The sequence below is a fragment of the Arthrobacter sp. 10N418 genome (assembly GCF_056394725.1).
Window position 1 is genome coordinate 153,844 of the sequence record NZ_JBFTIK010000001.1, and the last position, 12,311, is coordinate 166,154.

Genomic DNA, 12,311 nt, shown 5'->3' on the forward strand with positions numbered 1-12,311 from the left:
GCTAACCACGGCGCACCCGGCGCACGGCATCGCGGGTCCTCATCCAGGATCCCGCGAGGCCGCGCCGGGTGCGTTTTGCCGTCCGGGACACGGCACCCAAGGGCGCGTAGGCCGAGCGCCGCCAGCCGGACATGACCGACGGCGGCAGCCACACGGCGCGCAGGCGCACCAACGGCTTGGCGTTGCCCCGCAGGGCGGCCTCCACGAGGGCAATCCTGGCCGACGCCGAATCGTCCGCCCGGAAACCGCCAGCCGCCGAATCGTCGGCCCGGGAACCGCCAGCAGCGGACGCATAGGTCCCGGATAGCCCGGACCCGGCGGCGGGTCCGGCGGCCGGCCGGCCATACTGCTGGCGTTCGAAGTCCGCGGTCAGGGCCGCGACGGCATGGTGTCCCGGCGCGTCCATGCCGCCAGGTTCCCCGAGGGCCGCGGAGGAGCGCATCCGCTCGGAGAAGTGCCGCGGTGTCTCGCTGGTGCCCGGCGCCACGCCGTAGTCCGCCGCGAGCGCCTGGAGCTCCGCCCAGGCCGGCTGGGCCGATCCGCCAGCTGATCCGCCAGCCGGGCCCGGGTTGCCGGACGCCCTTAGCCTGCGCCGCCGCAGGCCGGCGCGCGCGAGCCGGGGGGAGATCACCAGCAACACCAGTACTGCCACAGCGCCGGCGCTGTAGAGCGCGGGTGCCAGCTGGCTTCCCGTGCCCGCTGTTGCTCCTGAGCCTGGGAGCGGGACGGGGGAGAGGGAGGGTATGGCCGCCGGGCTGGCCTGGTTTTTGGGCGTCAGGCTGTCGTTGGTGTCGTTGGTGCTGGCGCCGTCGGGTGCGGAGGTTTCGGAGGCGTACGCCGGGACCACGCCCCGGGAAGGGGTCGGTTCGAAAGCGACCCAGCCGAGGCCCTGGAAGTAGAGCTCCGGCCATGCATGCGCGTCCCGGGCGTCCACCTCGAACTCCGGCAGCGCGCCTTGACCCGGCACGGACACCGTGGCGCCCGTGGGCCGGCCCGGGGCGTAGCCAACGGCGATCCGGCTGGGAATCCCCTCAAGCCTGGCCATCACGGCCATGGCCGAGGCGAAATGGATGCAGTAGCCGCTCTTTTGCGTCAGGAAGTCCGCCAGCACGGACAGCCCGTTGCCGTCGTAGCCGCCCTGCACGGGGGACTGCAGGGAGTAGCTGAACTCGGACGAGCGCAGGTACTTCTGGATGGCCATCGCCCGGGCATACGGCGTGCTTAAGCCAGAGGTGACTGAATCCGCCGTCGTCCGCACGATCTCCGGAACGTTTGCCGGGGGACGGATGAACACATCAGGTATCCCCTGCACCGGCCCCGAACTCTGCGCCAGGAGCCCGGGCGTGAGCTGCGGGGCGGCGGACGTGACCACATACTGCTGGGCGTGGGAATTGGTGTCGACTCCCTTGATGCTCAGCGTGGCCGGATCCCAGCTCCAACGTCCTGTGAGTCCGTTGACGGCAACGGGTGCGTAGGGGGCAGGAAGATAGGGGCTCGTGAACTGGCCCGTGCTGACCGCGGTGACCACCAGGAGCTCCGCCGTGGCCGGGTTCAGCCCGGAGTCCATCCGCCCGGTCCCGAGGCGGCGGGCCGCTTCGCGGTCATCCGGCGCCCAGGAATCACCGTCGAAACTGTCCACGGTGACGGAGCGGAGATAGGGAACCGTGGGCGCGTTTGTCGCGAAGGTGATCCTGCCGTCGCCGGAGGGGCTGCGCAGGCTGTTGCCCAGGCTAATCATGGGGTTCAGGCCGCTGGCCGTGCCGAAGGGGTTCAGCCGCGATCCTTGGGGAAAGGTGCCCTGGTCAAAGCCGGGAAGGACCAGCTGCAGCAGGAGGGTGACGGCAAGTGCCAGGGCCCCCGTCACAGCCGCCCGCCGGAACTGTCCCGGGCTTCGGGCGGTGTCGGCCGGGGTGGCGCGGGAGTTCGGGCTGAACCACTCGCTGCACGCCAGAATCAGCAGGTAGCCGATCGTGGCGCCGGCGAACCCCAGCAGGCCCACGCTCTGTGGCTTGATCATGGCAGGAGCCACGAGGACCGCCAGAACCCCCAGCCCGCTGGTGGCCGGCAGCCCGAGCGGGAATGCAAGCGTGTCCACCAGGATCACCAGGAGCCCCAGGACCGCGCAGATGACCATGACGATTCCGGCGTTGGGGGCGACGGGGGAACTCTCGGAGAGGACCGTTTCGATGGTCCGGCGCAGGAATTTCCCCAGCTGGGCCATCGTGTCGGCGGAAGGAATGAGCCCCGCAATGCTGTGCTGCCGGAAGAACGTGAACGTCAGGACAAGGATGAGCGCCGCGAAGCCGCCGGCAGCCACCAAAGAATCGCGGAGCCGGAGGGCCCGCAGTGCCGCCATGGCAAACGCGACGGCCAGGACGGTGGTCAGCACGGGGGAGTACCAGGCCCATCCCCGAACGACTCCGTTGATGCCCAGCGCTGCTCCGGCGACGGCCGCAGCGACGGCGATGCCCTTGACCCAGGGCTGCGCGCCGGCTCCCTCCCGCGCGGCAGGAGCCCCCGGGCCAGGGACGGTGGGATCGCCTGCTCCGGTGGTGGAAGAACCGTCAAGCCGGCCGGAGTTGCGCTGCGGTGCCAGGGTCATGGCCGGCCTGCGGATCCACGGCGCACATCGGCAGCGGCCGAATCCATCCCGGCCTCGTCCTGGTCGAAGGCGGCCCAGGCCGCCGGCAGCGGCGCCGAGGCAGATACGGCCACCGCCCGCCACCCGCCAAGGCGCAGCGCAGCGAGGACGCTGCCGGAATCCTGCGCCTGGTCCGTGACCAGCAGCGCAAAGGCGTTGGCGCCGAACCCGGCTGCGGGGGCCAGTGCCCGGGCGTCCGGCAGGGACAGGTTCCCCAGGATCGCCAGGACCGGACCCCGCAGCCGGTGGGCGGAGAGCTTGTCCATGAGCCTGTCATCAAACGGTTCCGGGCCGGTGTCGGTCGCGGCGGTGCCCGCCCGGCGGGAAGGGGCCGGAGTGTCCCGCCGGGGGTAAGGCGCCCCGGAGAGCTGGATGGCGGCCAGGCTCTCCGCAACGGACTGCAGCCCGGACGCCCCAAGGTACTCCTCGGCTTGGGGATCCGGTGCGGAGGGCGAATGGAGGAACGCAGGTTCGCCCGCGGCATCGAGGATGCGCAGGGCGTAGTTGCGCTCCGAGAGATGCGTGCCGATGGATATCGCCGCCGTAACCGCCCACTCAAAGGTCTCACTGGTGACGAGCTCATGGCCGTCACCGCCCTGGCTCCCGGCCAACCCGGAGCCGGCGCCGTGGGCAAACGCTCCGTGGGCAGACGCGCCGCGGGCGTGGGCCGCGAGACGGTGGTCCAGGATGATGGTGGCCTCCGGCGTGGTGACGGACTCCTCCTGGCGCACCATGAGCGCTCCATGGCGTGCTGTCGCGGCCCAGTGCACGCGGCGCAGCGGATCGCCATGACGGTATTCGCGGGTCATCACGTCGTCGTCGCTCGGGTTGGCCCGGATTCGTGTGGCCGTGACGCCGTCGTTCCCGCGGGCACCGGCGAGCCCGGTCACGGGCAGTTCGACCGCGGCGGGAGTGACGGTGAGGATGTGGCCGTCGTCGATCGCATGGCGGTGGACTGACAGCCCGAACGGATCACTGAATTCGGCTGTCACCGGTCCGATCAGGAACTGGCCGCGCTTGCCTGAGCGCAAATGGTACTCGTAGCGGCTGGTGCCGCCCGTAGCCGAGCGTGCCGGGAAACGGAAGGCAGGGGATTGCCCGAACCGTGCGGGCAAGTGCTCTTCCATGACCGCCTGGCCGGCCCCGGCTCCGGTCCGGGCCACGGCCAGGCGGACCGTTGTCCTGGCCGACGTCTCGACCGACGGGGGACTGAATTCCCGGTACACCTGGAACTTTGGCTTGAGCATGCGCGTTCCGGCCAGGGACAACAGCGGCAAGACCAGCAGCAGGCTCGCCAGCGCCAGCAGGTCACGGCGCCCCATCACCTGCGCCGCGAGGAGGCAGGTTGCTCCCGCGGCAATCATGCCCCAGCCGCGCGTGCTGAAGATGTGCCGGAACCGAACCGTCAGCGCCACGGCGGGTCCGGATCCTAGCCGCGGTTCGGCAGAGTGGGCGACTGCGCCAGGGCTGCCCTGTCACGCGCGGCGCGGCCGGCCCTGGCAGGGGCGGCGGCAGCCACGTCCGGGCTGACGGGAATCCGGGCCAGGATCGCACGGATGACGCTTTGCGGCGTCTCGCCCGTGCTGGCGGCCTTGCGGTCGAGGATGATCCGGTGAGCCAGCACGGCTTCGGCGACGCTCACGACGTCGTCCGGGAGCACGAAGTCCCGGCCCTCCAGCGCAGCCGTGGCCTTGGCCGCGCGCAGCAGCTGCAGCATGGAGCGGGGGCTGGCGCCCAGCCTGAGCATCCCGCTCTCACGCGTGGCCCGGCCCAGGGACACGGTGTATTCCTTGATCGACCGGGACACATAGACCTGCTGAACGGTGGCGATCATGGCGGCCACCTCGGCCGCAGTGACGACGGCGGTCACCCGGGTCAGCGGGGACGATGCCTGATGCGTTTCCAGCATCTCCATCTCGGAGTCCTTGTCCGGGTAGCCCATGGAAATCCGGGCCATGAAACGGTCGCGCTGCGCCTCCGGAAGCGGGTAGGTGCCCTCCATCTCGATGGGGTTCTGCGTTGCCACCACCATGAACGGCTCATCGAGTTTGTAGGACTTGCCGTCGACCGTGACCTGATGTTCCTCCATGCATTCAAGCAAGGCCGACTGGGTCTTCGCGGAGGCGCGGTTGATCTCGTCGCCGATCACGATGTTGGCGAAGACGGCTCCGGGCCGGAACTCGAAGCTCCGGGACGACTGGTCATAGATCGACACGCCCGTCACATCGGAGGGCAGCAGGTCAGGGGTGAACTGGATCCGGCTGACGGAGCAGTCGATGCTGCGGGCCAGGGTCTTGGCGAGCAGCGTCTTGCCCACACCGGGGACATCCTCGAGCAGCAGGTGCCCCTGGGCCAGCAGCACGGTGAGGGCCAGCTTGGCGGCCTCGGCCTTGCCGTCGATGACGGTGTTGATGGCCGCGAGGATCCGTGTGCTGGCCGCGTGGAATGCCTCGGCGTCCATGGACCCCGGCGCGCGCGGCGCGGACAGGCGCTCCGCGGCGCGCCGGTCAAAGCTGGAATCATCCGCGAACGCCTCTCCGTCAGGGAGAACGTCGCCTACGGTAGTGCTGTGGTAGTCCATCGGCAGCCTTTCAGCCCTGGTGGGTCCCGTAACGGATCGGCAACCGCTGCCGGGCCCCTCATCGGGTGTTTGCCTGTATTGCTATCAGAGTACTAACACAACTGCCGGGCTTGACAGAGAGTTCCGCGCAATTCTCTGCCGCTGGAGCCCGGAAGATCCGGGGCTTATTAACGTGAGGGTGTTAATACGGTCGGCGGCCCCGGCGCGAAGCGTGGGCCGCCCGGTTAGGGTAGAAGGATGCTGAACCCCCGCACCCCCGCCCCGTTCCGAGCACCTGGAAATGACGGCGCCGGACGTAGCGGCTATCCGCCGGCGCCCGAGCCCCTTCCGGTCGCGGTCATGGACAACCACACGCACCTTGACTTCCCCGACGCGGAGTTGACCGTCAGCGTCAAGGACGCACTCGACGCGGCGGAGGCAGTTGGCGTCCAGGGGGCCGTCCAGGTGGGGTGCGACCTCGAATCATCCAGGTTTACCCTCAAGGCCGTCGAGGCGGACCGCCGGCTGCTGGGCGCCGTCGCGATCCACCCGAATGATGCCCCCGAGTACGCCCGCCGCGGGGAGCTGGAGGGAGCCCTGGCCGAGATCGAGGCGCTCGCCTCGCACCCGCGGATCCGGGCGATCGGCGAAACCGGCCTCGATTTTTTCCGGACCGAAGGCGAGGGGCTCGCCCACCAGCGGTATTCGTTCCGGCGCCACATCGACATCGCCAAGCGGCTCGGACTGACCCTGCAGATCCACGACCGGGACGCCCACGACGACGTCGTCCAGGTCCTGCGGGAAGAGGGCCCACCCGAGCGGGTGGTTTTCCACTGTTTCTCAGGTGGCGGGGAGCTGGCCCGGATCTGCAACACGGAGGGCTGGTATATGTCCTTCGCCGGAACCCTGACGTTCAAGAACGCATCGAATCTGCGCGACGCCCTCGCCATCGCCGAGCCCGGGAGGCTCCTTGTCGAGACCGATGCGCCCTTCCTGACCCCGCACCCGCACCGGGGCCGTCCCAATGCAAGTTACATGGTTCCCTACACCGTCCGGGCCATGGCGGAATTGACTGGGTCCGAGCTATCCGGGCTGTGTGCGCAAATTGCCGGAAATACGGTGCAGGCATACGGATCCTGGGACTGAAACGTCCGTTTTCGGCCTCCCCTCGAGAATACCGGGTATGCACAAAATCTTGGCTGCTTTATAACGCTACGGTTACAGTGGACAACTATTAGCCGGGGTCGGGGAAGGCCTTCGGATATTTTCACTCCAGCAGGGCGTGCATCGTGGCAATCGAACCACATGTGCGCTCTCGTTTGTGAGTGTGGCAGTGCACGCATCTGCCGCGAACCGCCGGACCCCGTCCGGGGCTGCCCCTGGGGCGTTTGCGGAGGGTGGTTCCGTGCGCTTTTCCCCGTGCCCGGATGGTCCAAGAGATTCGGGCAATCGTGGTCAAGTTCTTCACATCGGACGGAAAGATCAGCTTCGTCAAGGTCGGTTCGCAGCTTGTTGTGCTCGTGGCACTCGTGCTGGGCCTGGTGGCCTTTGTCGGCAACAACAAGACGATCACACTCAACGTCGACGGGAAAGTGAGCTCCGTCCAGACATTCGGCGGCACCGTCGGCCAGGTGGTCAAGGGCGCCAAAGTTGAACTGCAGCCCTCCGACAGGGTGTCGCCTTCGGTGGACTCCCATGTGCAGGACGGGTCCGTCATCAACGTCAACCTTGCCAAGGCCGTCAAGGTCAGCCTGGACGGCGCGGAGCGTACCATCAGCACCACCTCGCCCACCGTTGAAGGGCTCGTGACGGAACTCGGCGTCGCCAGCGCCTCGCAGGTTTCCGTCCCCAAGGACGCCCAGTTGTCCGTCTCCGGTTCCTTCGTGGCCATTTCGACGCCGAAAACCGTGAGCATCGTCGCGGACGGCAAGGCCACCAAGGCCACCACGACGGCTGCCACGGTCGCCCAGGTACTCGCCGACGCCGGTCTGTCGCTGGGCGCCAGCGACCGCACCTCCCAGCCGGGGAATGCCCCGGTTGTCAATGACATGGTCATCAAAGTTTCCCGCGTCGACGCCAGCAAGACGGCCGACGTCACCGATTCCCTCCCGTTCGAGACCCTCACCACCGAGAGCGCCGACATGTTCAAGGGTGAGAAGACAACCACCCAGGCGGGCGTAGCCGGCAGCAGCAAGAAGACGTTCAAACTGGTTCTCGTAGACGGCCGCGAAGCGTCCCGCACGCTCGTGTCAGAGTCCGTCAGCGCCCAGCCGGTCACCGAAAAGGTCACCGTCGGCACCAAGGACAAGCCCAAGCCTGCGGCGGCTCCGGCTGCCGGCAACACCGGCGCCGCAGCCCCGGCGATGATGAACGAAGCCATGTGGGACAAGATCGCGCAGTGCGAGTCCGGCGGCAACTGGTCCATCAACTCCGGCAACGGCTACTACGGCGGACTGCAGTTCGACGTTTCCTCGTGGCTGGCCAACGGCGGCGGAGCCTACGCCCCGAACGCCAGCCAGGCTTCGAAGGGTCAGCAGATCGCGGTAGCCAACACGTACTACGCCAAGGCAGGGCTGCGTCCCTGGGGCTGCGGCTGGGCCGCCTCCAGCTAACCCAAGGGTTCCGCGGCTGACCACGGCTGCATTGCCCGGCACAGGCCGGGTCCGGATCTCCGGACCCGGCCTGTGCCATGCCCGGACGGGATAGGATACCTAGGTGACTGAACCGATCCCCTCCGCCCCCGGAAACGCGCCCGCATCACTCATGGGGGCCTCCGACATCCGCCGGCTGGCCGAGGAAATCGGAGTCCGCCCCACCAAGACCCTGGGCCAGAACTTCGTCATTGACGGAAACACGATCCGGCGGATCGTTGCCGCCGCGGACATCCATGCCGATGAAACAGTTCTCGAGGTCGGACCCGGGCTGGGATCGCTCACCCTGGGCCTGCTGGACGCCGCACGGACCGTCGTCGCCGTCGAAATCGATCCGGTCCTGGCCGCCCGGCTCCCGGACACGGTCAGCGAATGGCGGGCCGGCGCCGTCGGGAACTTCCACCTCGTGCTGGCCGACGCCATGAAGGTGACGCAGCTTCCGGTCGAACCGACCGCCCTCGTGGCGAATCTGCCGTACAACGTCGCCGTTCCGGTGGTCCTGCATCTCCTGCAGCATTTCCCGAGCCTCCGCCACGGGCTGGTGATGGTCCAGGACGAGGTTGCCGACAGGCTCGCCGCAGGGCCCGGGTCCAAGACCTACGGTGTGCCCTCGGTCAAGGCCGCCTGGTACAGCAGCATGCGCAAGGCCGGCGTGATCGGCATGAACGTCTTCTGGCCTGCGCCGAAGATCCACTCCGGACTCGTCGCGTTCACGCGCCGCGAACCACCTGTCACCACGGCCACCCGGGAACAGGTCTTCGCCGTCATCGATGCCGCTTTCGCGCAGCGCCGCAAAACGCTGCGCGCTGCGCTGGCCGGCTGGGCCGGCAGCGCTGCCGAGGCCGAACGGTGCCTCCGGGCCGCCGGCGTCGACCCCGCCGCGCGCGGCGAAGTAATCGACGTTGCGGCATTCGCCAGGATCGCCGAAGCACACGCCCTGCCCGAGGCCTGAGCACGTCTCCTGGGAGCCGGTCCGGCGCCTCTCCGAAGCGCCTCTCCGGAGCGCCGCCGGGCACGCCGCCGGGCACGCCGCCGGCGGCCGAAGGGCACCCTCCCGGGTGGCCGAAAGGCACGGTGCTTCCGTCGCATGCTTGGAGGCGGAGCCCGCGATGCCATAGCGTGGAGCCATGAACGCAGTGAGAGGGCGCTTTGCCGCGAGGACTGTTCGGGTCAAGGCTCCCGGCAAGGTAAACGTCTCACTGGACGTCGGACCGCTGCGTGCGGACGGATACCACTCGGTGGCAAGTGTCTATCTGGCCGTTTCCCTCTACGAAGAAGTCGCCGCCACCAGCACGGACACCGGGAAGATTACCGTCAGCATCAGCCCGGCCAGCACGCTGGACCTGGACGACGTGGACATTCCCCTCGACGAACGCAACCTGGCGCACAAGGCCGCAGCCATCATGACCGACGTCTCGGAGCATTCCACGGGCGTCCACCTCGAAATCACCAAGCGGGTACCCGTCGCCGGCGGCATGGGCGGCGGTTCTGCCGACGCCGCCGCCACACTGCTGGCCTGTGATGCGCTGTGGAACAGCGGACTCTCCCGCGACGAGCTGGCACATCTGGCCGCCGAACTCGGCGCGGACGTCCCGTTCTCGCTCCTCGGCGGCACCGCCGTCGGACTGGGCGTGGGCGATGACCTCTCGCCGGCCCTCGTGAAGGCCCAGACCGACTGGGTGCTCGTCACGGCCGACTTCGGCCTGCCCACCCCCGAGGTCTTCCGGACCCTGGACCGGCTGCGCGCCGCCGAAGGCGTGGCGATCGATGAACCCACTGCCGTGGACCCCGGAGTCCTCACGGCGCTGCGCAGCGGGGACGCCGACGCCCTGAGCCGGGTCCTGGTCAACGACCTCCAGCGCGCCTCCATCGAGCTGGCCCCCGGACTGCGGGACACCCTCGGACTCGGCGAAGCCTGCGGCGCCATCGCAGGAATCGTCTCCGGCTCGGGACCCACCGTGGCCTTCCTCGCGCACAGCCCGGCCGCGGCCGCAGGCCTGGCCGAGGACCTCCGCCACCACGGCCTTGACGCCCTGGCCGTCCACGGCCCGGTGCACGGTGCACGCATCATCTCCGATACGCTCCTTTAGGAGCTTCTGCGCTCCCGGACGCAACATTTCATCCCAACACAGCACTGATCCACCTCACCGATACACCTAAGAAAGCAGTTCCCAGTGGCACACCTGCTCGGCGGCGAGAACCTCACGGTCTCGTATGCAACCCGCACCGTCCTCGACGGCATCACCCTCGGCCTGGAAGAGGGCGACCGGATCGGCATGGTGGGCCGCAACGGCGACGGCAAATCGACCCTCATGCGGCTGCTGGCCATGCGCTCCACCCCGGACTCCGGCCGGGTGACCAAGCGCAGCGAGGTCAACATCGGCTATCTGGATCAGAGCGACGTACTCGACGGCGACCTCACCGTCGGCGCCGCCATCGTCGGGGACCAGGCGGACTACGAATGGGCCCGCAATCCCCAGATCCGCGAGGTGATGGGCGGACTCGTGTCCGACGTCGACTGGCACGCCAACGTCCACGCGCTCTCCGGCGGGCAGAAGCGCCGGGTGGCGCTGGCGAAGCTGCTGATCGAGGACCACGACGTCATCATGCTCGACGAGCCGACCAACCACCTCGACGTCGAAGGCGTCGCGTGGCTGTCCCGGCACCTGAAGACCCGCTGGCGGGCCAACCAGGGCGCCTTCCTCGTCGTCACCCACGACCGCTGGTTCCTCGACGAAGTCTGCACCAAGACCTGGGAAATCCACGACGGCATCATGGACCCGTTCGACGGCGGCTACGCCGCCTATGTGCTGGCGCGCGCCGAACGTGACCGCTCCGCTTCCGTGGTGGAAAGCAAGCGTCAGCAGCTCGTGAAGAAGGAGCTCGCCTGGCTGCGCCGCGGTGCCCCGGCCCGCACCGCCAAGCCGAAGTTCCGGATCGAGGCGGCCAACGCCCTGATCGCCGACGTCCCCGAGCCGCGCGACTCGACGGCGCTGAGCAAGATGGCCACGGCCCGGCTCGGCAAAGACGTGCTGGACCTGGAAAACGTCTCCCTCGACTTCCTTGGCGGCGAACCCGGCCAGAAACTCTTCGACAACATCACCCTGCGGCTCGCCCCGGGTGAGCGGCTGGGTCTCGTGGGCGTCAACGGCGCCGGCAAGACCACCCTGCTGAAGCTCCTCAACGGCGAAATCGAGCCCACCTCGGGCAAGGTCAAGCGCGGCAAGACGGTCGTCACCGCCGTGCTGTCCCAGGAGGTTAAGGAACTCGACGACGTCTCGGACCTGCGCGTGATCGAAGTGATCGAGCGTGAGAAGCGTTCCTTCAATGTGGGCGGCAAGGAATTCACGGCCGGACAACTCGTGGAGCAGCTTGGCTTCACGAACGAGAAGCAGTGGACCCCGGTCAGGGACCTCTCCGGTGGCGAACGGCGCCGCCTCCAGCTCCTGCGCCTGCTCGTCGGCGAGCCCAACGTGCTCATGCTGGACGAACCGACCAATGACCTCGACACCGACACCCTGGCAGCAGTCGAGGACGTCCTGGACGGCTGGCCCGGGACGCTAGTGGTCGTCAGCCACGACCGCTACCTGCTCGAGCGCGTCACGGACCACCAGATGGCGCTGCTCGGCGACGGCAGGATCCGTGCCCTGCCACGCGGCGTGGACCAGTATCTGGAGCTGCGGGAAGCCACGATGGCGGGCTCCACCATCACCGGCGGCGGCAACCCGGTCACCTCCTCCAGTGCTGGTTCCGCCCCCGCCGTCGCCGGCCCTTCGGAGGCCGAGAAGCGCGACGCCCGCAAGGCCAAGAACCGGATCGACCGCCAGCTGGGCAAGCTCAAGCAGCAGGAGGACAAGATCCACGCCCAGATGACGGCCGGTGCCGGGGATGCCAGCAAATTCGATGAGCTCGCCGGCCTTAACAGCAAGCTCCAGGGCCTCGCCAGCGAACGCGAGGCCCTGGAACTCGAATGGCTTCAGGCCCTCGAGGTCCTGGGGGAGTAGTCCGCTGGTGTCCCGGTGGGCCTTGGGACATGATGGCTGGCGCTCCGTGGGGACATGCTCAGTGGGCTGCGGTACGGCTGGACATGTCCCCGGCTCACGCAAACGCTCTGGCTAAACCCTAAGGACAGGCCCTGGGTTAGCTGAAACCCTCTGGACAAGCCCTGTGGACAAGCCCTGGGTTAACTGAAACCCTCTGGCTAAACCCTCAGGACAAGCCCTGGGTCCAAAACCCTCTGGGCATGTCCCTCGGCGAAGGCGCGGGATGGACATGCTCCCCTTTGAGCCCGGAACCTTCAGGACATGCTCTTTGGTGGAGGCCGGGGATGGGCAAGTTGGTGATATGTCCATTCCTGGCGGCCGGGGGAGGGCATGTCCCGCGGAGCGCTCGGGGGGCCTCGCTGCCGGGGAGGGTTGGGCATGTCCCGCGGAGCGCTCGGGGGGCCTCGCTGCCGGGG

Annotated in this window: 8 protein-coding genes; 5 read left to right on the forward strand and 3 right to left on the reverse strand. The window is 68.4% G+C overall.

Annotated elements, in window-relative coordinates; genetic code table 11:
* Position 1: 1 nt before the first annotated feature.
* Genes AC1DCZ_RS00690 through AC1DCZ_RS00700 form a run of 3 tightly spaced genes read right to left on the reverse strand, consistent with a single transcriptional unit; the run spans position 2 to position 5,222 of the window.
* Positions 2 to 2,602: a transglutaminase TgpA family protein gene (locus AC1DCZ_RS00690; RefSeq protein ID WP_476972950.1), complete on the reverse strand. Its 2,601-nt coding sequence runs from the start codon at positions 2,600 to 2,602 to the stop codon at positions 2 to 4.
* Positions 2,599 to 4,056, reverse strand: a complete 1,458-nt coding sequence (locus tag AC1DCZ_RS00695; RefSeq protein ID WP_476972951.1) for a DUF58 domain-containing protein — start codon at positions 4,054 to 4,056, stop codon at positions 2,599 to 2,601. The genes AC1DCZ_RS00690 and AC1DCZ_RS00695 overlap by 4 nt, the downstream gene beginning before the upstream one ends.
* Before the next feature lie 14 nt (positions 4,057 to 4,070).
* Positions 4,071 to 5,222 carry an AAA family ATPase gene (locus tag AC1DCZ_RS00700; protein WP_476972952.1) on the reverse strand — a complete coding sequence of 384 codons (1,152 nt, stop codon included), beginning with the start codon at positions 5,220 to 5,222 and terminating at the stop codon, positions 4,071 to 4,073.
* A 237-nt stretch (positions 5,223 to 5,459) separates the two neighbouring features.
* Between AC1DCZ_RS00700 and AC1DCZ_RS00705 the strand changes: the two genes are divergently transcribed.
* From AC1DCZ_RS00705 to AC1DCZ_RS00725, 5 genes are all read left to right on the forward strand, one after another.
* Positions 5,460 to 6,347 carry a TatD family hydrolase gene (locus tag AC1DCZ_RS00705; RefSeq protein ID WP_476972953.1) on the forward strand — a complete coding sequence of 296 codons (888 nt, stop codon included), beginning with the start codon at positions 5,460 to 5,462 and terminating at the stop codon, positions 6,345 to 6,347.
* 281 nt (positions 6,348 to 6,628) lie between these two features.
* The gene (locus tag AC1DCZ_RS00710) at positions 6,629 to 7,813 is read left to right on the forward strand and encodes a ubiquitin-like domain-containing protein (protein WP_476972954.1); all 1,185 of its coding nucleotides are present in this window, start codon (positions 6,629 to 6,631) and stop codon (positions 7,811 to 7,813) included.
* Between the two features lie 103 nt (positions 7,814 to 7,916).
* The gene (gene rsmA / locus AC1DCZ_RS00715; protein ID WP_476972955.1) at positions 7,917 to 8,804 is read left to right on the forward strand and encodes a 16S rRNA (adenine(1518)-N(6)/adenine(1519)-N(6))-dimethyltransferase RsmA; all 888 of its coding nucleotides are present in this window, start codon (positions 7,917 to 7,919) and stop codon (positions 8,802 to 8,804) included.
* A gap of 175 nt (positions 8,805 to 8,979) precedes the next feature.
* On the forward strand, positions 8,980 to 9,942 hold the full coding sequence (locus AC1DCZ_RS00720) for a 4-(cytidine 5'-diphospho)-2-C-methyl-D-erythritol kinase (protein WP_476894921.1): 963 nt from the start codon (positions 8,980 to 8,982) through the stop codon (positions 9,940 to 9,942).
* 84 nt (positions 9,943 to 10,026) lie between these two features.
* Positions 10,027 to 11,856 carry an ABC-F family ATP-binding cassette domain-containing protein gene (locus tag AC1DCZ_RS00725; RefSeq protein WP_476972956.1) on the forward strand — a complete coding sequence of 610 codons (1,830 nt, stop codon included), beginning with the start codon at positions 10,027 to 10,029 and terminating at the stop codon, positions 11,854 to 11,856.
* Positions 11,857 to 12,311: the final 455 nt, after the last annotated feature.

Bases quoted from the DNA above. Each gene is read 5' to 3' on its own strand.
- AC1DCZ_RS00710 (WP_476972954.1), top strand. From the start codon at position 6,629: ATGGTCCAAGAGATTCGGGCAATCGTGGTCAAGTTCTTCACATCGGAC.
- AC1DCZ_RS00705 (WP_476972953.1), top strand. From the start codon at position 5,460: ATGCTGAACCCCCGCACCCCCGCCCCGTTCCGAGCACCTGGAAATGAC.
- AC1DCZ_RS00700 (WP_476972952.1), bottom strand. From the start codon at position 5,222: ATGGACTACCACAGCACTACCGTAGGCGACGTTCTCCCTGACGGAGAG.
- AC1DCZ_RS00690 (WP_476972950.1), bottom strand. From the start codon at position 2,602: ATGACCCTGGCACCGCAGCGCAACTCCGGCCGGCTTGACGGTTCTTCC.
- AC1DCZ_RS00720 (WP_476894921.1), top strand. From the start codon at position 8,980: ATGAACGCAGTGAGAGGGCGCTTTGCCGCGAGGACTGTTCGGGTCAAG.